This is a genomic window from Zhurongbacter thermophilus, assembly GCF_026184435.1.
In the GTDB taxonomy this organism is placed as follows: Bacteria; Coprothermobacterota; Coprothermobacteria; order Coprothermobacterales; family JAADFF01; genus JAADFF01.
Genome location: NZ_CP046447.1, coordinates 1,502,716 through 1,528,159, shown reverse-complemented (window position 1 = coordinate 1,528,159; position 25,444 = coordinate 1,502,716). Strand labels below are relative to the sequence as shown.

Annotated in this window: 16 protein-coding genes; 13 read left to right on the top strand and 3 right to left on the bottom strand. The window is 40.6% G+C overall.

Translation table 11 applies throughout. The annotated features are described in order from the left end of the window. Positions 1 to 59 precede the first annotated feature (59 nt). Positions 60 to 2,150, bottom strand: coding sequence for an HD domain-containing phosphohydrolase (locus tag GM182_RS07600; protein ID WP_449186508.1), 2,091 nt, complete (start codon positions 2,148 to 2,150; stop codon positions 60 to 62). Between the two features lie 56 nt (positions 2,151 to 2,206). Beyond that, positions 2,207 to 4,354, bottom strand: a complete 2,148-nt coding sequence (locus GM182_RS07595; protein WP_449186507.1) for an HD domain-containing phosphohydrolase — start codon at positions 4,352 to 4,354, stop codon at positions 2,207 to 2,209. Positions 4,355 to 4,429: 75 nt separating this feature from the next. Between GM182_RS07595 and GM182_RS07590 the strand changes: the two genes are divergently transcribed. The 8 genes from GM182_RS07590 to GM182_RS07555 all read left to right on the top strand — a co-directional run bounded on the left by GM182_RS07590 (position 4,430) and on the right by GM182_RS07555 (position 17,122). Continuing rightward, complete coding sequence (locus GM182_RS07590) at positions 4,430 to 4,981, top strand: GNAT family N-acetyltransferase (protein ID WP_449186506.1); 552 nt, start codon at positions 4,430 to 4,432, stop codon at positions 4,979 to 4,981. Between the two features lie 178 nt (positions 4,982 to 5,159). Then, positions 5,160 to 6,146, top strand: coding sequence for a hypothetical protein (locus GM182_RS07585; RefSeq protein ID WP_449186505.1), 987 nt, complete (start codon positions 5,160 to 5,162; stop codon positions 6,144 to 6,146). A gap of 83 nt (positions 6,147 to 6,229) precedes the next feature. After that, positions 6,230 to 6,571 carry a hypothetical protein gene (locus tag GM182_RS07580; RefSeq protein ID WP_449186504.1) on the top strand — a complete coding sequence of 114 codons (342 nt, stop codon included), beginning with the start codon at positions 6,230 to 6,232 and terminating at the stop codon, positions 6,569 to 6,571. Position 6,572: 1 nt separating this feature from the next. After that, entirely contained in the window at positions 6,573 to 7,571 is a 999-nt protein-coding gene (locus GM182_RS07575) for an amidase domain-containing protein (protein ID WP_449186503.1), read from the top strand. A gap of 136 nt (positions 7,572 to 7,707) precedes the next feature. Next, on the top strand, positions 7,708 to 8,658 hold the full coding sequence (locus GM182_RS07570) for a hypothetical protein (RefSeq protein ID WP_449186502.1): 951 nt from the start codon (positions 7,708 to 7,710) through the stop codon (positions 8,656 to 8,658). 41 nt (positions 8,659 to 8,699) lie between these two features. Continuing rightward, positions 8,700 to 12,374 (top strand): copper amine oxidase N-terminal domain-containing protein, encoded by a 3,675-nt coding sequence (locus GM182_RS07565; protein WP_449186501.1) that lies wholly within the window; start codon positions 8,700 to 8,702, stop codon positions 12,372 to 12,374. A gap of 22 nt (positions 12,375 to 12,396) precedes the next feature. After that, positions 12,397 to 15,471 carry a copper amine oxidase N-terminal domain-containing protein gene (locus GM182_RS07560; protein WP_449186500.1) on the top strand — a complete coding sequence of 1,025 codons (3,075 nt, stop codon included), beginning with the start codon at positions 12,397 to 12,399 and terminating at the stop codon, positions 15,469 to 15,471. An 82-nt stretch (positions 15,472 to 15,553) separates the two neighbouring features. After that, entirely contained in the window at positions 15,554 to 17,122 is a 1,569-nt protein-coding gene (locus tag GM182_RS07555; RefSeq protein WP_449186499.1) for a BsuPI-related putative proteinase inhibitor, read from the top strand. Positions 17,123 to 17,172: 50 nt separating this feature from the next. Here GM182_RS07555 and GM182_RS07550 read toward each other — a convergent pair whose 3' ends face one another. After that, positions 17,173 to 19,278 (bottom strand): HD domain-containing phosphohydrolase, encoded by a 2,106-nt coding sequence (locus tag GM182_RS07550; RefSeq protein WP_449186498.1) that lies wholly within the window; start codon positions 19,276 to 19,278, stop codon positions 17,173 to 17,175. A gap of 123 nt (positions 19,279 to 19,401) precedes the next feature. Between GM182_RS07550 and GM182_RS07545 the strand changes: the two genes are divergently transcribed. The 5 genes from GM182_RS07545 (at position 19,402) to GM182_RS07525 (ending at position 25,433) form a co-directional block, all read left to right on the top strand. After that, positions 19,402 to 21,243: a copper amine oxidase N-terminal domain-containing protein gene (locus GM182_RS07545; protein ID WP_449186497.1), complete on the top strand. Its 1,842-nt coding sequence runs from the start codon at positions 19,402 to 19,404 to the stop codon at positions 21,241 to 21,243. A 50-nt stretch (positions 21,244 to 21,293) separates the two neighbouring features. Further along, positions 21,294 to 21,968: a hypothetical protein gene (locus GM182_RS07540; RefSeq protein ID WP_449186496.1), complete on the top strand. Its 675-nt coding sequence runs from the start codon at positions 21,294 to 21,296 to the stop codon at positions 21,966 to 21,968. Between the two features lie 226 nt (positions 21,969 to 22,194). Further along, a complete protein-coding gene (locus GM182_RS07535) occupies positions 22,195 to 23,106 on the top strand; it encodes a hypothetical protein (protein ID WP_449186495.1) in 912 nt (303 codons plus the stop codon). A gap of 306 nt (positions 23,107 to 23,412) precedes the next feature. Further along, positions 23,413 to 24,300 carry a DUF2202 domain-containing protein gene (locus GM182_RS07530; RefSeq protein WP_449186494.1) on the top strand — a complete coding sequence of 296 codons (888 nt, stop codon included), beginning with the start codon at positions 23,413 to 23,415 and terminating at the stop codon, positions 24,298 to 24,300. A 215-nt stretch (positions 24,301 to 24,515) separates the two neighbouring features. Next, positions 24,516 to 25,433: a restriction endonuclease gene (locus tag GM182_RS07525; RefSeq protein WP_449186493.1), complete on the top strand. Its 918-nt coding sequence runs from the start codon at positions 24,516 to 24,518 to the stop codon at positions 25,431 to 25,433. Positions 25,434 to 25,444: the final 11 nt, after the last annotated feature.

The window sequence follows — 25,444 nt, the reverse complement described above, 5'->3', positions numbered from 1 at the left end:
AATCCTCCCTTCCCTCTAAATTACTGTAGCACATATACCAGTTGAGGTGGATTATTATACTATATGTTGAGTGTTTGTAGGTATTGGGGTATTATTTTCAGGAAGACTTGGACAATTTGGGGATCAAAATGGGTACCGGCATTTTTCTCTATCTCTTTCATGGCTTCTTCGGGAGACCAAGGATTTTTATAAGGTCTTTCGGAGATGAGGGCGTCAAAAACATCGACAACGGCAAATATACGAGCCTCAAGTGGTATGTTTTCACCACCTATGCCTCTCATATAACCTGTACCGTCCCATCGTTCGTGGTGATATAGCACAACATTTTTTGTTGTCTCAGGTAATCCTTTTATGTTCCTGATAAGGTCATATCCATATATCACATGCCTCTTAATAATGTCAAACTCCTCTCTTGTTAGTCTATCTGGTTTCAGCAGTATCCTATCGGGTATGGCTATCTTGCCTATATCGTGTATGTAGGCTCCCCACATAATACCTTTCATATCTTTAAAGCCCATATGTTTGGCAAGAATTTTGGTCAGTAGGGCTGTGCGCTCCGTATGGCCCTTGGTTTCGATGTCACGCATTTCCAGTGCCTTGCCTAGCATTTTCAATGTTTCTTCTTGGGTTTTACCTATAGCCCTCAGGTATAAGATGTTTTTCAGGTATATAATGGCAGAATTGATAATGGAGAATATGTAATCAAGATCGGCTCTGCTCCATATATCCTCTCGGGTTAGGGCAATGAAAATATTGATGTGTTCATTATCAGCAAGTATGTCTTTATGTACAATGAGAAGATTGTATTTACCGTGTATGCCGATGGCATATCTGTTGATTTTAGCAATGGGGATAAGGGTAAGCACTTTTTTTTGGAGCTTTTCGTCTTTTTCTCCTATAAATAGTGGTCTGTCTATGTATTTTTCCCTTATGAAAACAATAGTATGTGGTTTTAATATTTCAAGACCATCTGTTACCACATCGATGAATATTTTTCTGATGGAAGAGTTTTCATTTTTATGCTCTTCATTGGATAGTCTTTCAGCAAGGTTATTTAGCCGTGATATGACAATATCTCTCTTCTCTATACGGACACGGTCCATGAGTATCTCATAGGCTGCAGTGAAATATGTTCCCATCTGCTTTGCCAACTCTATGTCTGTATCATCAAATGCCACAGGTGAAGAGAAACTATCAAGGTTGATAAACAGTACGACACGACCTCTTCCAACAATGGGGATACCAAGTGATGATTGTATACGCTGTGTGTTCTTGCTCTCTTTGGCCACAACATCCTCTTTCATAAGGGCTTGTATTACTGATGGTGTCAGTATACGAGGAATTCCCTGTCGCATTTTATTCTCACCATAGTAGTACCACCTTAGATGGTTTTTCCTGCTTATGGGAGGCATGTCAAGAAGTCCTTTGGGATATCCTGACACGGCAATAAATTTAAATCCACCGGGCACCTCTATAAGGAGGGAACCTGCCTCGGCACCGCCAATATATTGTATGGCTTTTTCAAGGTATGTGTTCATAAATTCTCTGATAGAGCGTATATTAGATGTGACATCTGTGATCATCTGTCTTCCCATCTCTTCTATATGTCTCATAGAAAACATGAGGTTTGTGGCATAGTAGATGTCTAAAAGGTATCCATAGTGTTCTGATAGCTGACGGGCACGGCTGACTTCTTCTTCTGTAAAATCTTTGTTTTTTCTGTGGAGTACGACAACTGCATGTATCTTGGTAGGATTGTATAGAAGTCCATGCTTTGGTATGAGGGGTATGACGAGAACCCTATCAACTTCTGTGAATGAATCTCCATATATGGTTATACCTACAGGAATTTCGTGAAATGAATTAACCGCATAGACCTTTCTGTGGATGAGCCCATAACCGGAGAGCCCTTCGGTTCGGCTGAGCTGATGATGAAGATATTTACTATATGTGCCATGGGCTGCAGTGACATAGAGCATGTCGGCGCTTTCGACATTTCTTGAGATAACACAGCCGTCAATATCATCAAAGGCATTTTCTATCTGTGTCAGTACAAAGTCCTCTATCTCCTGCCTGCTTTTGCCCTTAATAAGATTGTTAAATATATATTCCCAGTTTTTATGTGAAAAGACATCTTCTATATTTTCCATAGCTCCCCTTTATCATTGTAAACCTTGGGGTTAGTGGAAAGATATATAAATTTACTTTACTTATTGGAGTGTAAGGCGGCAAAGTCTTCAAGCATATGTTTGTTTGCTATGAGGTCCATAAATGTCTCGGCAATATAGGGGTCAAAGTGTTTGCCAGCCTCTTTTTCTATGTGGGACAGGGCTTTTTCTACGGGCCATGGCTCTTTATATGGACGTGGTGATGTTAGGGCATCAAAGACATCGACAACGGCAAAGATTCGAGCCTCAAACGGAATGTCTTCACCTGCTAAACCTTCAAGATATCCTGTGCCGTTCCATTTTTCATGGTGATATCTAATGACATTGAGGGTTGTCTCTGGGATGCCCTTTATGCCTTTAACAAGCTGATAGCCATAGATAACATGTTTTTTCATAATTTCAAATTCTTCCTTGGTCAGCCTTCCCGGTTTAAGAAGTATATAGTCGGGTATGGCAATTTTTCCTACATCGTGAAGATATGCACCCCAGATAATGCCTTCAATATCTTTGAAACCGAGTGCTCTGGCAAGACGTTCTGTGTAATACGCTGTGCGTTCTGTATGTCCTTTGGTCTCCATGTCCCTAAATTCAAGAGCCTTGCCTAGCATAAGCATAGTTTCTTTTTGCATCTCTTTGATGTCGGAGAGATACTTGAGATTTTTTACAAATAGCATTGCAGAGTTGGCAGCAGATAGGAGGTATCTAACATCACTTTCTGTCCACACATCATTTTTTCGTACGGCCACTATGTATAAGTGATAGCGTTTGTGGTCAAACCAGAACATCTTGTGTATGGCAATGATGTGATACTCCTTGTAACTTCTGATTACATAGCTTCTTTCTACAGCTTCATCGATTGTAACTTCTATGACATCTTTTAATTCCTCTGGTAAATCTTCAATATGCCTATCAAGTGGAACTCCATCTTCTGTATATGCAAACTTGGTAAGGTATGGGTGGAATGTCATGACGGCGTTTTTCATAATAGACTTAAATTGATTGAATAGGCTTTCGGGGGTTAACCCACCGGTATTTTTAATGACACTGTTTATGTACCGTTCATCGGTGAGAGTTTCGGCAAACATTGTCAAATGTGCAAGGAGTAGTTCCTGTCTGTCTATCTTTTTCTGTCTGGTTATGAGTTCATATGACGAAGCAAGATAGGTTGCCATGGTTTGGGCAAGATATATATCCATATCATCAAACGCTGTAGGTGTTTCTAAGTTGTCAAGGTTAAGGAGCATGATAATCTCACCATCAACAACAACAGGTATGGCGAGATTGGCCTTAAGTTCCATTGTTTGTGGTTCCGCGTCTCCTATCTTACTAATTCTTCCCAGCACCTGTATTTCCTTGTCTGTGATAATACGAGGCATGCCAGCAAGCTGCTTTTCTTCACCGGCATGATACCAGCGGAGCTCTTCTTCTTTGCTTATAGGTGGTAAGGACAACAGTTTTTCTTTGTCATAACCTACCACGGCTAAAAACTTCATACCAATGGGAGTATTGACAAGAAGTGATGCCTTTTGTGCACCATCTATTATGGAAACAATGTCTCTGAGATATCTTTCAAGTATATTACCTGTTGGCTGAAAATGTCTAGAGAGGGTTCTCTTTAGCATCTCTGTACTGGTTCTTATTACTTCATCCCTTTTTTTGCAAAATATAGCACCTAAATAAAAGTAAAGTAGATTTCTATATTCTTCGACAACAGGGGTTATGGTTTTGATATCCTCTTCTGTAAATGATCTATCATTTCTGGCAATTACAATGACACCAGGTTTGATTTGTGGAGGAAGTACATTGGTTGTATCCCTTATGGGGATAAACATAAGATGATGTCCCATATCAAGGTAGGGGATAAATGGTAGTAAAGATTTATCGCATGGAATGTCTTTAAAAGTGTTTATGATGCATGGTCTTTCCGTTTGCAATACCTGATCTACAACGGTATCCTTTTTGTAGCTGTATTTAATGGGAAAAGTTTCAAATATACCCTGTTTGGCGGTGTAGTAGATGAGGCCAGCACTCTCTACATTCCTTATAAAAATACCACCGCTGAACTCTGGAAAATGCGACATAATACCAGAAAGGGTCTTCTCTTCGGCCTCTTTTCTATCTTTCATGTCGTAAATGGTATACAGAAACCGTTTAATATCTGTTAGTGTTTTACCTGTGTCATCCATATCACTATTATGATAACACTATTGCCTTCGTGTTGTTTACAATAAAGATACCATGCCATGAGGGAGGGAATGCACGTGATTTTACAAGGAGAAAAATGTACTTTGCGTCCTTTGATGAGAGATGATGCTAGGGTGCTTGCCCAGATGGTAAATAACCCCGAGGCGAGGGAGTATTTGCAGATGGTTTTTCCGATCAATGATATTACAGAGGAGAAATGGATAGAAAGGCTTTATAAGGGGTATCCCCAAAATGATATTGTCTACGGTATCGTGGTAGATGGCAGACTTGTTGGCACCGTTGGTCTTCATAACATCAACTGGACCAGTAGGCATGCTACATTTGGCATAGCCATATGGCTACCTGAATATTTTGGTAAGGGAATAGGTACAGAGGCGACAAAGCTTATGCTTGATTATGCCTTTGACTATCTGGGTATGCACCGCGTAAAGCTGGAGGTATATGAATACAACGAGCGGGCTATACATGTTTATAAGAAGCTAGGGTTTGTAGAGGAAGGCAGATGGAGAAAACAGAGATACCTGAAAGGTAAGTACTATGATGTTGTACTGATGGGTATCTTAAAAGAAGAGTGGCAGCAGAGGAGAGAATCTGGTATATTGTTGTAGTTTCTTGATTGATGTTATTGAAAAGCCTCTTTATTTGCTAAAGTTAATTACACTGTTGCTTACTTGTTTTACCTCTAACCAAATTGGCTTTATGTATGGTTGTTTTGTAGAGGACTTATTTTAAATGTTTATTTTTAAACTTTGTGTGCTATGGTGGGTGTATAGGAGGTGGAGTTTCTTGAAAAAACTTCTTACTATTTTGTTGGCGTTTGCCATTGTTTTAGGGTTTTCTATGACATTTGTAGCATGTTCTTCGGGTACCACTTCTCAAGGTGGGGAAGAGAGGTATGTCGAAGAAGATGATGGTGGCTCCGGCGGTGATGCCGAAGAAGGTGCCGATGAGAATGAGGGCGAAAACAAGGAAGATGAAAATAAAGATGAGCAGGAAGAGAAAGTTAGTATGCCATCGGCCGATGAGCTAATGGCATGGTCGAACTTCAAAGATGCCCTTGATCTCAGTGGCTACGAAAAGCTGATCCACTATACCTTGAGTGGCCTTGGTGTAGAAGATGGAACCATTGAAGCTGTGTCGTTTGCCATCAATGGAGGTCCTATGGATAAGCCAGAGCCGGCCTTTCTACTAACAATTGTTCCCAAAGGTGAGGTTAATGTAGATTTCTTGAAGTCTCTTGCAAATTATGTCAAGGAAAATTATGGTATAGAGGCGGGAGATGGTTTCTTGTATCTTGACAATGATATGTCTACAGCGGTGGAAGGTACCACGAAGGATTATTCTATGTACTATATGGCCATGTACGATAAGCAGAGAAAGGTTGTCATGATACACCTGAAGAAAAGGGCTTCTGCTGATACACCGTTTGGATTCCACTTTGACAAGATTCATGGTGAGCAGTGGGGATATATTTATCAGCTGGTATCAGCAGCTGGTATAGATGGCACCGAGGTTATTACCATTCCCCTCGTTGGTGGCAATATTCATAACAACGAGGGCGAGATTATGGTTACCCTGTCTAAGGTGTACCCCAGCGAAGAGGCCATGAAGAGTGCCATGAAGTCGTTTGCCGCTGCCTATGGTGGCGAGTATAGCGATATGGGGCCCATGGTGAGAGATGTGGAGTATAAGGGTATGAATGTAACCCTTTCACCGTCTATGGGCAAAGATGGAATGTATCCACTATCCATGATGATTTATTTCACACCATAAAAACCTCTATTGTCGCCGTAGGGGACAGCTTGCTGTCCCCTTTCCCTTTTGCTGGTATAATGCCGTTTGAGGAGGTGGTGGCTGTGTATGATGATGTTAAACAGAAGTTTCAATCCATGATAGATAATGCAGAGACCCCGATGGAAAAAGAGTTTTGGCAAATGGCGACAGATTTGCTTGACAAGTTTGAAAATCTTGCCGACGATGAGGCTATACGTATAGATAGAGATGGTGAGTCTTTATATCTGTGGAAGGGTGAAAACTCCGTGCAGTTTGTTAATACCGAAGAGAAAAAGTCTGGTAGTAAAGATATAGGTGAGGCCATCACACTTGCAGTGCTTTTTATCAGAGATGGTGATAGTACTATAGCTATTGTCACCAAGTCTGAAGCACTAGAAAAGAAACTTGAGGTGATGATGTCCTAACATGTGGCAGTTTTTAAGGGCTTTCTTGATATTCTTTATTTCGTTGATTTTGGGGCTATCTCCGGTTCACAGGTTTGCCAGTCGACTTGAATATGTTCTTGATATGCGTAATAAAACTGTTGAGATATTGGCGAGAGACCATGTATACCCTGATACCCAATATGGTGTTATGGCCCTTGGTATATCTGCTTTTGCCTCTACATTCACACTCACCTCAACAATTAACGGCTATAGGGTGCTCGAAGATACGGCTACCCATATTACTGTGTGGGTAGATGAAGCCCTTACCATCCACTGGAAAACAGATAGTAAGCTGGGAAATGTCGATATCATTACCTTTGAAAAGAAGGGTAATGATCTTGTTCTTTCTAATCTCTCTTGGTGGGCTGACCTCCGAGAATATCTCTATGAGAGAAACGATATACCCGCTGGTTTTAACAAGTATCTTGATCTGCCAAGATGGAATAAGCGGTGGGTTCCGTATCTGCTGATGACACCCAGCGTCATGTTAACAGCCACTAAGATGAATGATGCCACATGTACACCCCCAGAGACTTTTACCTCCTCTATTGCCGTGAGATGGATGCTTACCCACACCTACCCTATGGGGTCTTTCAAGGTGCCTATGCTTTACTCCACACATTTTAAATATTTTCCCGGCGATGACTGTGCCAATAGTGTGTCTCAAGCTCTGTATTGCGGGGGACTAAAAACCGATGATAAGTGGAGACCCTATGAAGCGGCATGGATATATGTACCCAAGTTTTGGGAATATATTATCCATCATGGCTGGAGAGAAGTGCCATGCAAAGAAGCCTTACCCGGTGATGTACTCCTGTTTGATGTCAACCGCAGTGGTACTCCCGAACATGCAACCCTTATTACAGGTAAGGTGGAGGGTAGACCTCTTTACACAGCTCATACTTCCCATAAGTGGAATATGCCCGTGCCCCTTGGAGATCATGGTATGTGGCGGTGCTATAGATATATGGGAAGATAAGCAGATTTATGTAGTGTAAATATTTGTGTATACTCTGTGATTCTTGGTTTACAGTCTTCTTTATTCATAAATTTGCACAGAAGTATAATAGTTATGTAGGCGGTGTCCTACAAGTTTCTATATGGGGGTGTTTAAGGTGAAAAAGTCTTTTCTCGTCATTATATCTCTTCTTGTTGTGTCCTTTTTGCTTATAGGGTGTTCTTTTTCCTTTGGCATGCCATCGGCGCCAACACAGCAGGGAGAAAGTGTATCTGAAGACACCGGAGGGAGCACTGGCTCAGATGAGAACACCGGTGGAGACACTTCAGGTAGCGGAAGTACATCTGAAGAGCAGACAAGTGAAACACATATCTTTACAGTGGCAGATGTAAAAGATGCTATTGTTTTGCCAAGTGAGGCTAAGAATGTGTTTTTGTCTATGGTAAATTTGTTCTTTACAGGTGAGGCTCCTGTTATCAATGTGGGTTTTACAACGCAGAATCATTCTCTTTGGCATGTCCATATTAATGCCCAAGTGAAACAAGATATTCCACAGGAAACGTTTGAGAAAGCTAAAAAGATACTCTTAGATATGGGATATCCTGAGGATCTTATTGCTATGAGTTATGGAGATTACGGTGGAGGTATAGCACTGGGACGCACCGATAAGGGATTTTCTCTGGAGATTGCGTATGACAAACAAGGCAAATCACTTGTTATGGGGGTTGGTTTACAGGCAAGCGATAATAAACCGGCATTTGGTTTGGATTTTTCCAAGTTGAAAGGATCTACTTACTGGAAATGTGTCAAAGATGTGTTTGGCAAGGCAGGTATTGATGTTTCTCAACTAAAAGATGATGAAATGTTGTCTATTCAGCCTAATGGTGCCCTTGTATCTGTAAGTTTTATTGTGAATAATGGTATCTCCACAGCTGAGGTTACCAAAGTTATTGCCGCTATTAAATCTGCCTATGGGGGAGAATATACAGAGATAGGAGGGGCATACACCCTTGATGGTGCAAAGTGTAAGAAGGCCGATATTTCCGTGTCAGGTATGATGAAAGACGACAAGGGGCTTTTTTCGATTAGTGTAGAGTTTCCTTATTGATAGAGGAATCTCTTATCTGATCTTGTGTAGGGGGGTTTTTTATGAATAAAGAGTTTAGAAGGTATCTTTTGTATGTGTTGATTTTGCTCTTGGGGGTATATGGTAGTTTGCTGTATATAAATGTGGTAGATGCCTTTTATGTCTATAACGAGGCATACATGTATTATCAAACGGATCCATCGTCTCAGCAGTATACCCTTGATGTATTTAGCAGGCCTGGTGGAGGATATTATGCTCGCAAATACAATGGCATCTACGCCTATGATAAAGACGGCAATGAGTTGTGGAAATGGCAATGGGGTAGCTATGCGTTGTATCTCTCTGCCCATATATATGATAGTAGTCGTGTGTGGGTGGTATGGTATGTACCATCTTCAGATAGGTTATATGTTGGTATTGTTAAAGATGGTTCGTTGCTATCCTCTATCTACTTTACTGTTACCATTGCGGATGTACAGGTGCTCTATAGACAGGTAGGTTTTCTCAATCCTGTATATTCTCAGGTTGCCCTCCTTTATACTCCATGGGGTAATGAGCCTGTGCTCTACGGTAGTGTGGCGGTGATTTCCTATGATGGTACTAACAATGTCAGGGTGTTGTGGCAGAAAAGCCGAAGCAGTATTTATGTTGCTGGCAAATACTACAGTCCAGCAGCTATATCCAAAGAGGCAGGAATATATATTGGGGATAAGGATTATTTTTATATGTTAGGTATCAGTACAGCAAATTACGATAGCAGTGATAGAGTATATGAATATCATGTAGCCATTATAAAGGTAAATTTTAATACAGGATATATGGACCAGGTGAGCAACAGTTATTTTTATCTTACATATCCTTATGCAACCTATTTTTCAAGTAAAATACTTATTCAGAGGGTCCGCATGTCGCGTATTGGTCCTTCACCTGTTTCGGGTTATACGCAAGGGGTAGCGATCTTGACATCAGAACATGTATATAACAGCGCGGGAAACATGCGTGGTAGTGTATCTGTATTCTTTGGACCTCTTTATGGTAGTAGGTTGGGACTCCGGCTAGTATCGTATGCTGGTGGTGATCCTGTTTATATTGATTATGAGGGTGATAAGTTTGTGGCTATATATAAGGGGAGCAATGACAGCCCCGGGGGGGTTTTTGTTGGTATGTATGATCCGCATCACAATGTCGACGTTTCTGTTTTTCCTTTTAGAGCTGAACGCGATACATATATACCGCCATGGTATGTTGCTATCAGGGTTGTAAAAGATTCCACACATTATACCCTTTATCGAGTTTTCACAGGAAATGCTGTAAAGTCGTATATGCTGAAGATATATAAGAGCATTCCTCCCATGTCTACAGATATTAATAAGTTTCAAAAGGCCACTTATAACTGTTACCGCGTTTATACAAACCCGTCAAAAGGTATCACATCATATTTAACAATTGGAAATCTCATGAAGTTTGCTACGGTGACTATCAAAAGCGATATGGGAGAAGATTATATCCACGCATATACTCACAATGCTACGGTGACATATGAGCTATGGCCTGATAAGGTCAAGGGCAATCTCTCTCTTATTGAAAGAATAACTCGTGCCCCTGATTACTTCGAGATGTCTTTTCCTGCTGGCTATTCTCAGTTAAACTTGGGCTGCATAAACTATACAGATGTGGGAGGTAGTTTAAATATCTTAGCCAATTTAAAGACAGAAGCACAGGCTGTAGGGGATTACAGGACGGATATTACCATTAACTACCATCTCCCAACAACGGCAACAGTAGATATTGTCATAAAGAACTCTAAGAGCGCTACTGTATTTGAGGAAAAGAATATCCCACTTCCCACGGGACAAGGTAGCAAGGTTGTCAATGCACATCTTGCAGGTTATGAAGATAAGTATGTTGTTGAAGGTTATCTTCACCTGCCCGGTTATCCTGCCGTGGAGAAACTAAGAGAGAGGTATATTTATCGTATTAACATGTTTGACCCACAGCTGAGCATAGCCCAAGCAGAGATAGATTTCGATATATTATCTATAGATGTGTACGCCCATGATGGTACCACATCGTTTTATGATATATCTTCCGGTACGCCGAAGCTGTTACGAACAGTTAATCTCTATGGTAATGCAGATCACAAATATACGGTGGCTGTTCCCCTTGCCGGTGTTGGTGAGTATAAGATAGTGGCAAAGACAGAGCAGTATGGTATTGAGAGCAACTTTTCCAATGTTGTCAAGGTAGTCCGTCTTCCTAAGAGTCCAAAGATATTGTCTGTAGATAGTTCCAGAGACAAGGATGGCAATATAGAGGTATCAGTTGCCGTGTATGAGAAAGGTGTTCTTAAACTAACAATCGGTGATACCACCCTCTTTGAGGGGGTTAAAGATAAGGGATCTCACACGTTTACACATACGCTTTCCCAATACGGAAAATACGATATCAAGGCAACACTTTCTGTGAACGGTTATACATCAAAGGAAGCACACTCTCAGGTGGAGTATGTACCACCTACCCCAACGATAAAAGCTCCGCAGACTACCACTGTTCCCGATGTAAGTATACAAGTAGATGCCATTGCGGGTACCCTAAAGGTATATGTTGATGGAGGACTCTACAAGACTATAAACCACAGTGGTGGTATGGCAGAGATAACAGTGCATCTTGGTAGTAAAGGGCTGCATACTATAGAGGTGGCAGTGGAAGTCAATGGAGCCATATCAGATAAGGCTCGGGCTCAGATAATGTATGGAAGTGGAGTACCTGCTCCACAGATTCAAGTGACCCCTACAGTTGAGGGACCAACTGCCACTGTAGTTGTAAATATGCCTGTAGATGGAACACTGTATATGGCACTGGGAGGACATGATCTGGGTGCTTCTCAACTGACAAAGGGGAGACACGAAATAACCATTTCTATACCCGGTATAGGTAAGCATACATTGCAGGCTTATATAGAAAGCGGTGGTGCACAGTCTGATGTTGTTAAAGTTTACATTACCCGTATACCTATGCCTCCTGCTCTGAATACACCCACTTCTACATATAAGCGTAGCCTTTCTATTTCTATGACGGCTGAAGATAGTGGCACATTGGAGATAGCTGTAGATGGAGCTGTGCAGGCATATCAGGTCTCTGGTGGTGATAATACCATCACTCTGAAACTGACAAGGGGTATTCATGTACTGAAGGCTCGTCTATGTGTAAGAGGTTATTGCAGTAGGTATTCTATCTATAAAATAAGAGTTTATGATCTCATAGAGATATGGATAGATAAGAAAAATTATAGTGTTAATGGCCATGCCGGTGCTATGGATGTAGCACCATTTATAGATCCCACAGTGAACCGCACAATGGTGCCACTGAGGTTTATACTGGAAGGCTTGGGTTTTGAGGTGAAGTGGCGTGGTGACACAAGAACCATAGAGATAACTGGGCTTGTATACCACGAAGATGGCACCACCGAGCAGAGAAAGGTGTATATGCATATGCCTAAGGCAAAACCGGAGATGCACGGCAAATACAAGGTGTATCCCGGTAGTAGTTTGGTAAAGGTGGAAAAGGCTGATGGTAGCATGGTAACGATAGATATGAAAAACTATAACGGACAGAATATGGGTATCCCCTTTATCTACCAGAACCGCACATTTGTGCCAATAAGATTTATAAGCGAAATATTCGGTGCTACTGTAAAATGGAATGGTAAGGAAAGAAAAGTTACTATAAACAGATAGTTTAAATAAAGGGGGTGCAGTTATGAAAAGAGGGTTAAAGTTTTTCATCTTTATAGTGGTTTTGGTATTGGTTTTGACAGCTTCTTGGGTATTTGCATCAGATGATATGAAAGTTAATGTTGCTTTGAAAGTTAAGACCTCAGCGTTGGGTGTTAGCGGAGTTAGAGATATTATTGAAATTTCTGGTACATATTATCTGGTGAAAAGAGACGGTGTTTATGCTTATGATCAACAGGGAACCATGAAATGGGGTGTAACAGATTTACAGTATGAATTCTATACCATTGATAAATATGATAATGATGCGCTTTGGGTTGTTTACAGAGATACTTCTAGTGGCGATGTATATGCCGCATTGTTCTCTACCGATGGCAAAAAGATAGGAGAAGCTAAGATAAAGCAAGTAACGAAAGATGCAAAGATAAGGGCTTTTTCGTTTGCCTCTTCTGATACGGCCGAAACCAGAGATTTATTAAGTGTTCTTATAAGAGATACGAATTTCTCTGGAATAGAAACATTGGCTGCCTCAGGTGGCAATATCTATATGAAGTGGTTAAAAGAAACTTTTCCTGCAGGCAGTTCTCTGTGTAGCAGTGATATAGTGCCACTTGATATGTATGGAGATAAAACCACAAGAAGGTTAGATGTTTTAGGATGGTGTGATAGTCAATACGCTTCTTCTATTAGAATTATTGCCCTGACAATAGATCCTGCTGTAGGTGATGTCAATAAATATTATATTTTTAATACTTCATTGACCTTAGATAAGATTGCTCATGGGGTGTCGTTTATAACATCTGGGGATGGTAAGTATGCTTTGCTATTTGCCGATAGTAATAACAATGTTCGTATTATTTCTAGTAGCTTCAATTTATCTGGAGACTATGTAGATTTAGATAGCCATGAATATGTTAATGTTATAGGAGGTTTTCCCATATCTAAGGACTATGGAGTGTTTGTATATCATTACAAACAGGCAACCTCAGATGCTCTTCCATATGAAGGAGATGCTTTTGTAGTCTTTAATATGACGGCATCTAGTAGTAAAGTCCAAAATGGAACATCTGCTTATGTTCCGTTTTATGTATCAAAGACAGATGATAAGTTTGTTGAGGATAAAGCACAGCTGGATAATCCTTATGTGAATAATGGTTGGTATCTTATACCAAGTGCCAATAAAGGTCCCTACTATCTTAAATTCTATGCTCCTATTCCTCTTCCTCGTGTTTATCTTGTTGAGCAGCCAGGCTATCTGTCAGATTCCAGTGGATGTGTTGTGTCATATTCACCTACTGTTGCCCTTAATGTTCAGCAAGATTTTCAAGGAAGAATCTTACTTCACTTTGTATCTTCCAATGCTATTGTACCGATATCTATTGATGACCAGAATGGTATGACCAAGAGGGTTTTTCTGAAGTTGCCTATGAATGATGGAGAATATACAAACGTGTTTGTACAGAGTGAAATCAAGACAACAGATTTTCTACCTTCTGTAGTGGGATATTCTAAAGAAGAACAGTGGCGATGCATAAAATTCATTGATATGAATAAGATTGTGCCACAGTTGCAGGTTCTCTCTTCATCGATTAGTGAAAAGTCCAAGTTTATTATAAAAATGACCCTTCCCAAGGCATTTCCCACTGATACCTGGATTGAATTATACAAAGGAGATAACCTTGAGAGAGAAATCGAGCTACCAGCAGGAACTTCTACGAAGAATATAGTTGTTTATCAGAAGGAAGTTGGTTTGGCAACCTATAAGGTTCGTATAAAGGCTCCGTCGGGGACAGAAGATGCTTATTCTCAGTTTTCCAATGCTGTTACTATTGAGAGAATAGAGATGTATAAGCCATCTATCTCTGTAAGTAGCGATACGGTTGATACTCCATTTGTCATTGTTAATGGTAATGCTCCTAAAGGATATTTGCAGTTTTACAATTTGTCGACCTATCCTGCAGAGAAGATATATAGAGTATGGCATGAAGGTGGTAATTTTACCGTGAAAGTTCCCCTCCAGAAGATAGGTGAGTATCAGCTTGCCGTTAAGGTATTCTATGGAGACGCTGAGAGTGAGATGTCTAATAAGGTACAGGTGGTCAGAATTCCCGCTCCTCCGCAGATTATTGCTCCACCTTATGTATATTCCCAGAGTTTTTCCATCTGGGTTAGTGCATCTCCCGGTGAGCTGTCAATCTATGTTGATGGAACAAAGATGTTTACTGTAAATCATCCAGGAGGCACAAAGAGCTATGTTATTACCGTCTTCAATAAAGGTAAGCATACAGTACAGGCAACCATAAAGGTTAATGGATATACCTCTAAGTTATCAGATCCTGTTGTTGTAGAGTACCCATCTGACCATGTTCCTATTCCTGTGCTTAAGGATGTTCCCAGTCGTACATATGATAGACATGTTAGCTTCTATGTGGAGGTAAATACTATAGGTGTTGTTGAGTTTGATATTGATGGAAAGAAAAAGGTATCTTATGATGTCAAGCCCGGTGATAACAAAATAGACTTGCTTCTCAATGAAAGGGGTAAACACCATATAAGTGCAAGGTTCTGTGTGGCCGGCAATTGTTCCGATACGGTTGATTTTGTGATAGAGATATATGACAAGATAGAAATTTGGATAGGTAGAAGAGATTATATACTGAACGGGCAGAAGGGAACAATGGATGTTGCACCCTTTATTGACCCGGTAGTTAATAGAACGGTTGTTCCATTGAGGTTTGTATTGGAAGCTATGGGATTTGAGGTTAAATGGGATAGTCATACAAGAACGATTAGGATTACGGGAGAGATTTTTGCAGATAATGGGGAGAAGTTTACAAGGAGTGTTTATCTATACATGCCTAAATCTAAACCAGAGATGCACGGTACATATGAGGTTTATCCCGGTAGCAGTAAGGTTAAGATAGAGGATGAAGGAAAGCAGGCATATATGATTGATTTGAAAAACTATAAAGGTCAGAACATGGGGGTACCATTTATTTATCAAAACCGCACTTTTGTTCCTGTGAGGTTTATAAGCGAAATATTCGGTGCAAAGGTGTTCTGGGACGGCGCAGAGCGAAAAGTTACCATAGAAAGGTGATATCAGGGGGCCATTTGGCCCCCTTTTTTATAGATGATACCTTTCTTTGTTTCTTCCGTATACATGTACGGAGGTGGTTGATGTGAAGATAGCGAATATGATGAAGGTGTTACTGGTTTTTTCCATTGTAGTGTCTATGATAATACCCTCTTCTTATGCCTATGATAAATCTACGAGCATGCCTCTGGTTCCAGCTCCCCATTCTGGCCCAATGTCTTTGGAGATGACAGCCAGCGTGTCTGTCGTAGATATGCAAGATGATAGTGTATCTTTGAAAATAGCTTTTTATCTGAAAATTAAAGGAGAAAACGATGTAGAGCTTACATTTAATACCTCTCAGAGGTTTGACTATTGGCTAAAAGGAAATGATTTTTCTTATCACTATGCCGATGGAAAAATGTTTCTACAGGTTATTACCCCCGTGCATGTAAAGGCGGGGGAAACAATATCCCTTGGCTCTGATACTGTCACAGTGCCATATGGTGTGTATCAGCTTGATGCTAAGCTAATGGCAGGTAAAGGGATAGGTATTAGTGGTATCATTGATGCCCGTAAATCTATTTTACAGAAGACGAAGCGTCCCAATTTTACACCACTTACCGATGTTTATAGATCATTCCAGATACAGGCCGATGTGAAGAGCTATATTATTACCGATGGTGCTACAGTGGCCATAGATTTCTATGTGAAGAATGTAGGAAATTCTACATTGTCTGTATCCGGTTTTCACTTTGACCTTGATATTTTGGGAGGTCATGCCTCTTATATGGCATATACCAGCCAATACGACAAAGATCAATATCTTCACTTTATCTCTGGTGGCATGCTAACATTGGCTCCCGGTGAGCAGGTACTTGTGGCTTCTTTTCGTTGGGACCAAAATGCCAATGTTCGCTCTGGTCGCGCTTCAGATGTGAGGCCCGCATCGATAGAAAAACCTCAATCATACAAAATGGCCGTACCTATGGAAAATCGGCCCGATTACTATCCCACATACATTGTTATCTTGAAAAATCAACCATTTCAGTTAAAAGTAGATGGTCTTACAATACAAGTGCCATCTGCCAAGTATCATATGGCCTTTCCTCTCTACTTTGAGAAGGAGATGAAAATGACAGATATTCCAAAGTGGCTTGAAAAGTATGTGAAGGATATATATGGTTTTGTTGTTCCCGCTTCGAAAGATGGGATTGTATGGGATGCATACGCTACGAGGAATCAAGTGCTGTGGGGGGTATTTATGGCATCAGGGCTTGAACCTATATCTGTGGTAGACAGGGTTTTTGCCGATGTCAGACCATATTACTATATGGAGAGTGTGCTTCAAACCTTGAAAGATAAGGGTATTGTTGTGGGCTATCCCGATGGTACTGTTCGGTTGCTTCGGTCAGTTACCCGTGCGGAGTCTGTTGTCCTTATGATTAGGGTCCTTGAGAAGATATATAACTTTAACTTTGCAATGATGAAAAGGCCGTGTAGACTCTTCAAAGATATGACGGGCAATGAGTGGTATGCCAAGTACGTGTGCTATGGGGAGTGGATAGGTCTTGTGAGCGGATATCCTGATGGTACTTTTAGGGGGAGAAACCATGTGAAGGTGTCAGAGCTTGCCAAGATGCTTGGTGTTCTTTACAAAACTACAAGTAAATAACAAGTAACCCGTGCATATCTCCTTTGGGGGCAACCTTTAGGTTGCCCTTTTTATTCTTCTCTGTACGCTTTCTCTGTAATGTCTTTCAGTTTATCTACAAGATCTGTGTTTGCTATCAGGTCTAAAAATGTATCTACAATATAAGGGTCAAAATGTTTGCCTTTGCCCTCTTTGATAACCGATATGGCCTTGTCTATAGGCCATGCCTCTTTGTATGGTCGCTTAGATATAAGGGCATCAAAGACATCGATAATGGCAAATATGCGCGCCTCAAGGGGTATTTCTTCTCCTTTTAATCCCTCAGGATATCCTGTGCCATCCCACTTTTCGTGGTGATATTTCACCACATTGAGTGTTGTCTGGGGTATGCGTCTAATGCCGGATAGTAGTCTATAGCCATATATAACATGCTTTTTCATAATTTCGAATTCTTCCTTTGTTAGCTTGCCCGGTTTGAGGAGTATGTAATCGGGTATGGCTATTTTGCCTATATCGTGTACATATGCACCCCACATGATGCCTTTCTTATCTGGAAAGTTGATGGCATCGGCCATAATAGATGTCATATATGCCGTGCGTTCTGTATGACCTTTGGTTTCCAGATCTCTAAATTCAAGGGCTTTACCCAAAAGACTTAGGGTATCTTCTTGAGTGGCCGATATTTCCTGCATATATACAACATTTTTGGCAAGAAGGGCACTGACTTTAATGGTATTGATTACATGATGAATATCGGTTTCTGTCCAAATATCATGGTATTTGGCAAACCCCAAGAAGAAAGAGATTTTATCTCCGTCAATTTCTTCTGTTTGCTTGTACACAAGTATGCTGTAGTGAGATTCCATAAAAACATCATATTGTTTGTCTGAATGTAGAAGCTCATGGCATATTTGCTTAAAGATTTCTTCGAGCCGGTGATCTTCTTTTCCATAGAGTATTCTTGTCTGAAATTGTCTTTTGTCAGATGTTGATAGTACGGCATATGGTTTTAGCACATCAACACCTTCAACAACAGAGTGGAGGAAAATATCTTTAATGTGGAGATTTGTGGTAGATTGTGAAAAGTTTTCCATTAGTGATGTTAACTGCTTTATCATAGCTCCATTTCTATCGTTTTCTATACCTCTAACAATCAGCTCATATGATGCTGTCATATATGTTGCCAGGTGTTTAGCTATCTCTATATCCATGTCATCAAATGCCGTTGCCTCTGAAAAGTTGTCAAGATTAACTTCAAGTAGCATGCGACCTTTGACAACTACAGGTATCATAAGATTGGAACGTAGATCAAGTGCTTCTGGTAAGATGTTGGTTAAAGGATCTTTAGTTCTAAATGCTTTCAGTTCTTTATCTGTGATGATGCGTGGTATACCCTGATTGAGTTTATCTTCTCCCATTCCATACCACTGGATCTTGGTTATTTGTGGATCGAGAGGTGGCAAGTTTAGAAGTATGTCTTCATTGTATCCTAAAGCCGCAATGAACTTCATTCCAAGTGGTGTTTCTATAAGTACAGAGCCCTTTTCTGCAGCATCTATAAGTTCTATAGCTATTTCAAGGTATTTGTGGGTGATTTCCCTAATAGATAAATTTTCTCTGATAGATTGAAGTATTAAGTTTTTCCCCTTCTCTGTTGCTGTGGTAATTTTCTTTAAAAATATGGCATTAAGGTAGGAGTCTAATATGATTCCCAGTGTGCGTTGCAAATCTCGGGCTTTGCTGAGATCTTCCTCTGTAAATGGGTTACCCTTTCTGGCCAGTATAACAATACCGTGCACCTTAGGTTGTCTTCCTATAAGATCTCTTTCGGGACCGAGGGGTATGAATAGATACTTGTTTTCTGGGTTACCTGAACTTTTTAGTTTTATTCCTTCTGGAAGGTCATTCATAGTATTGAACATAAATGGTTGCCTTGTTTTCATAACATAGTCGGTTAATCGCCCTTCTTTCTTCAGATAAGGTATTTCTCTACCCTTATATATTCCCCTAAGTACGGTGTAGTAGATCATACCTGTGCTTTCTATGTTGCGGGCAAAAGCACTGCCGATACATGGTATGGATTTCTCAAACTCTTTGACTATCCACTCTTCTACTTCTGTCTTGGTATAGTTTCTAACAAATTCTTCTATAAGATTACGTATGTTTATATCTGTCATATGTGTTGTACCTCCCTCTCTATATTCTACTGTCTGGGATATAAAAAGGTTTATTAATTGGCCGATATCTAGACATGTTTATAAATATAGCCCTTCATATAATAGATATTGGGGGTGATGTTTATGAAAAAATGGGTGATAATGACTATCATTTTATCGCTTGTTGTCATGACATTGCCAGTAGCCAACATGGTGTTTGCCTCAGATAATGAATATGTCAAGACAGGCACCATAGAGGCCACATTTCCGCGGGTTTATGGAGATAAGCCTGTTCATGTAAAGATTAGCTATGAGCTATCTATTAGTAAAGATTGGAACGATGCGTGGCCCTTACATTTGAAGTATACAGCCGTTATAAATGCGGAGGGTCTATCTAAGACAGTGCAGTGGGAGGACGATTTAGACGAGTTTGACACAAGTGTTTCTGTTTGGACCTCTTTTCCCGACCAGTTAGAGTATCGTCAGGAACAATCGCTCAAGAATTCCGGCGACAAGGAGGAATATACAGAGTTTCCGTCTCAGCTATTTCTTGTCATCGATGCTCCACCATTCTGGGGTGGGTCTGATGTAGGGTTTAAGGCATGGGCGAAGAGCCAGTTTGCCAAGACAAAGGTATATCTTGCCCTTGAGTACACGGCAGTAAGGGATCTCAATGTATGGTACAAGTCTGCCAAGCTGGATATAAAGCCATTGAATATTCCTGACCCAGATGGCACTGTGATTGCGTATGAGTCACGTCTGAGTTATTGGGTGATGACAGCTGGAGATGGGAAGTACTATCTATCTGTTGATTTCCCACAGTACTCTTACTATGTTTCTCAGTCAGGTTGGGTTCGCATTCTATGGGAAGATTCCCCTCTTCTTGCCGATGAGGGATATGTGTATTTTGTGTTGTTGCCCGGTAGAGGTTATAGAACCAGTGAAGATGTTGTCGGTTATGTATACAAAACCCCATACAATGGTTCTTACCTTAGACTTGTTAAAGGCCCAGGTTATAGTAACTATTTCATACCATATGCATCTGGCAGTGATATGGTGAAAAACTTACTTGTTGGCAATATTGGTGCAGAGATTGAACCTGTTAAGGTCATAAAAAAAGGGCAATGGATTCGTCAAGATGACGATACATTAAGGGCCTTTATTGTGGAATATCCTTCTATTCCATGGGGTCCTGTATTTTCTGGCAGAGCATATGAATATTACTATGCTTGGGATAAGTATGAACCACAAACCTCTCAGTTCTGGACAGTGGGAGTACAAAGACAGTATACAGACAACGAGGGTAAAGTGCACACTACCGATTACTTTGAAAATGGCTATGCCTGTGCTGGTAGCTATAGTGACTTTATAAACAGGGGTCTTCAGTTTGAAGATACCTATGACTGGAACCGTGTTCCTGCTGTTGATAGGGCACTTGCAGAAAAAGTCTATGGTGTGCCCGATGGTTTCTTAAATCCTTGCTATGCCTCTCGCACATTCCGCTACAAATGGCTTGCCGACTGGTTTTTCGGTGCCATATATCAGAATGCAAAGTACAAGTACATACCCGGTAACGCCTACCTTGAGGTAAAGCTCGGTGATAAGCACATTAAAGCCTATCGTGACGGTAAAGATGTATCTAAAGATGTAGATGTTCCGGCTCAGATTATTGGTGGCAGAATGCTTGTGCCAGTAAGACATATTTCCGAGCCACTTGGTGCTAAAGTTGGATGGGACGGTAAAGAGAGAAAGGTCACTATACAGCTAAACGGTCATACCGTCGAGATGTGGATAGACAACCCGATAGGTAAGGTTGATGGTAAACAATACAAGATGCCATCAGGTATACCACCCCAGATAGTAAATAATAGAACAATGGTGCCTCTAAGGTTTGTGGCCGAGGCACTGGGTGCTGAAGTGCAGTGGGACTTTTATTACAAAAAAGCCATTATTAAGTATCTTCCAGATAGATATCCATCTCAATGAGAGATAGGGGGCCATGTGCCCCCTTTTTGTGTTTTTAGGAGGTGATATGTATGGGTAAAGTTCTTTTCTGGATACTCGTTATTGTGGCGGTATATATTCTTTTTGTTGTGTTGTATAAGCTGGCAGATATCTTCAAGAGAAAAGTCGTATACAGAGAAGGCTGGACAGGTACACTGGTCGATTTTCGTTATACTATGGAGATAAAGAAAAACCGCTCTTATACACAGCTTACGGAGGCATTCGCCGGTCAGAAGATAAAATCGATTAAGGAGAATTTTGCCAAGCTAGGCATAGAAAACCCTGAGGAGTATGTTGATATCAGGCTTGTTACGGAGGTAGAGGAGACAGTAGAGGTAGAAAATGAAGAGGGAGAAGTCGAATACACCACCCAGACAGAGAGCTACACAGAGCATCTGAGCAAAGAGCAAATAAAGGCTATCATACAAGCTGGAGATGTACCTCGTGTTTCTGGTACTAATGTCTACTATGAGATAGCCATCCCGTATGTGGAGGAGACACTTGAGATGATGTTTGATACCCCTTCAGGTAAGCGTATTGCCATTTATAGGTATAGAGAAGATTTGGATTCAACAAGTTTTCACCTACCACTAAAGGACCTCGCCACTAAACTCAAGAAGGGTGAGAAGTATACCAAGAGACCTGAGCATCAGTATATAGATGGACTAGAGGTTATGGGAGCATCTGTGAAGTACAGAAAAGCATAATAGGGGGCCCTGTTAGGGCCCCATTTTGATAAAACTCTCTTCCATTCCGCTTTTTGCTATAAGTTGTACAATAAAAGTGTAGAAAGTATTTGTTATCATAACATCTCGGTGGGGTATCAGAGAAAAGCAAAGATGTTGTATATGTTTTCCTCTGATGTATCCCCTATGTTGTGAGAAAAGCATATGTGCTTTCCTCAGTGTTGCCTTAGTGTAGGGGGTGGTTAGTATGAAAAGGTTGTCATCTCTTGTATTTGTTGTTATTGTTTTGGCGTTTCTTGTGATAGGTTGTGGAAAAACTGCTACTCCTAATGCTTCATCTAACGAAGGAAATCAAGAAGTATCGGAGGGCAAAGTTACCAAACCTCCGTTTGTTGCCAACTATTCGTGGTCAATGTATAAATCTGGAATGAGACTTTTCAATGATGAAATGGAGAGTATCATTGACGATACCATGGAGGCATTGAAAGATCCGTATATTATTCATTTCAATCTTGGTTCTAAGACCAAAGGTAGTGGTGTGCAATATTTTGTTATGCTCTTGTTCAGAACGAGAGAAGGAAAAGTTGATGATCCAGTTTCTGCAGTGGTTAATGCTTTAAAGAAGCATGGTTTTAATCCCAAAGTGGAAGGTGAAGGCTACATTCAGACAGATAAAGGGCCTTTCAGTGTAACTTACCGTCTTCATGATGAGAAGAATTCTTCCTCTTTGATATTTATCTATGAAGCACCTACTATAGATGATAGATACTCGTATGGCTATGATCTCAGTAGGTTTCACCCGTACCCTTGGCATGAGGAACATATCTTTGATGTTTTCAATGAAATAGGTTGTAGCACGGAGCACTTACACCCTTACTACGGTAGATCCTACTTTTCGGTACTGGTTAGAGAAAAGGTTATGAAGGATATTGAAGTATCGTACCTGTGCAACATGCCTGGTATTGGCCCAGAAGAAGCCGTTTCTACTCTTCAAAAGCTTGTTGGGGGAAAGGTTAGAAAAGTTGGAAAAAATAAGTATGAGCTTGTAGGTGGTAGTTATAAAGATGATTTAGAAGTCGTAAATGTTATAGCACAGGGATACTCAGGTGGTTCTACTATTTTGTTCGATATAGATACTACCCCATTTGAAGATAAGTAGATAGGTGGGTGTTTGTTAGGGGCCCGTTTGTTATTGCGGGTCCCTTTGTTATTAGAACCGCTTGAGAGTTAAGTTGTGGGTTATATGGTTGTTTAATAGGTGGTATGCCTCTCTCTTTTTCCCTTTACCTATCTGTATTTTCTTGGATTGTCTTTCTTGTAATCATTCCAAAGTGTCACAAAAAGCATTCCTGTGCGTATATATAGGTGAAGATGAAAAAAGACGACCTCAAAGAAGAGAGAGCAAAAGAAAGACACAGAGCCCATAAGGGCAAACCAAAACATGAAAATAAAGGAGGGATCAGTCATGAGACTGACAGATAAGATAAAGGGAACATGGACCAAGAAGATAGTAGCAGGAGTAGTAGGTGTAGCACTACTGGCAGGAGCACCTGCAGTATATGCAGCATCTACAGGAACTACATATACAGGTGCAGTAAACACAGCAGTACAGACTGTACTTGGCACCAGGCCTCAAGATGGAACAGGCATGATGTATGGTAAGCAAAACGAGGAGAACAGAGGTGGATACGGTAGAGGTGCAGGCACCGGTATGAACCTACCAGCACCATCTGAGCTCAGTGAAGATGAAAAGACAGATCTACTGTATATGGCAGAGGAGGAGAAAGTTGCGAGGGATGTATACATCACCTTATACGACAAATGGGGAGAGCAGGTATTTCAGAATATCTCCCAGTCTGAACAGAGGCACATGGATGCCATAGCAACACTGCTTGATAGATATGACATAGAGAGTCCAGTGATAAATGAGGTAGGTAAATTCACCAATCCTGACCTACAGGCACTGTACGACAAGCTGGTGGCACAGGGAAGCGAGAGTGTAGAAGAGGCACTAAAAGTGGGAGCACTAATAGAAGAGGTAGACATTAAAGATCTTGAAGAGGCTATAGCGAGGACAGACAATGAGGACATAAAGCAGGTATACGAGAACCTGAAGAACGGCTCATATCATCACCTAAAGGCATTTGTGACGACATTGGAGAGATATGGAGAAGAGTATAGCCCACAGGTATTAAGTGAAGAGGAATATCAGGAAATCATAAGCATGGAGATAGGAAGATATGGCAGAGGGAACGGACAAGGACAAGGACATGGCAAAGGACATGGAATCAATGGAGAAGGGAACATGCAGAAGGGCATGCATGGAGGCATGGGCATGGGAGGAAACAGATAAGGGATGGATAGTAAAAGCACGGGTTTCTGCCCTACACCCCAAGAGAAGAACAACATACAGATAGGAATAGGCTCAACACAACACACCGCCTTTCACATAGGAAGCCCCCTTACGGGGGCTTCCTCTTGTTTTAAAATAGTTTTGCTGTATGGAGTTTTTCTATCAGAAGATATAAAATAGATGTAGACAGCATAAGTTACGGGGGAGTGGTATTTATGGTTCCTAAGTTTTATGAGTTTTTTAGACCAGTTCTTACTGTACTTGAAGATGGAAAGGTCTATTCGAAAAATGAAATTGTAAGAAAAGTAAAGGACATTGTTGATCTATCTGATAAAGATTTACAGGAAAGATTGAAAAGTGGGCAATTAAAATATCGCAATAGGATTAGTTGGGCTATTACATATTTGGTGCAATCTGGTTTAATAGAGCGTGTTGAGAAAGGACAATATAGAATTACTCCCCGAGGTAGAGAAGCTCTAAAATACAATCGAGATCTGGATTTAAAGTATTTGGAGCAATTTGCAGAGTATAGAAATTTTAGAAATAGAAAAAACCGGAAGGCCGCAAATGATAGATATGTTAGGGAGCATAAAGAGAAGACGCCCATGGAAATTATAGAGGAACAGATAGATTACCTTAAAAAGGAATTAAAATCTGGACTAATGGACATGGTTCTAGGATCTCCCCCGGAATTCTTTGAAAAGCTGGTTATTGACCTTTTGCTTGCTATGAATTATGGTGGGTCTTCTGAAGAAATGTCCCGGAGATTAGGTAGAACTGGAGATGAAGGGGTCGATGGTGTTATTAAAGAAGATCCATTAGGGCTTGATAGCATATATATTCAGGCAAAAAGATGGAGGAATAAAAGCGTTGGGAGACCAGAGCTTCAACAATTCGTTGGTGCCCTTGCAGGCAAAGGAGCTCGAAAAGGTGTTTTTATAACAACATCTACTTTTACAGATGGAGCTAGGAGATATGTTGAAGATATCATCAATAGACAAAAAGATAATATGGTTATCCTTATAGATGGTGACAAGCTTCTTGATTTGATGATACAGTATGGTGTTGGGGTTAACACAAATGTGATATATGAGATAAAGAGAGTAGATAGTGATTACTTTTCTGAAGACTAGAGTAAGATAAA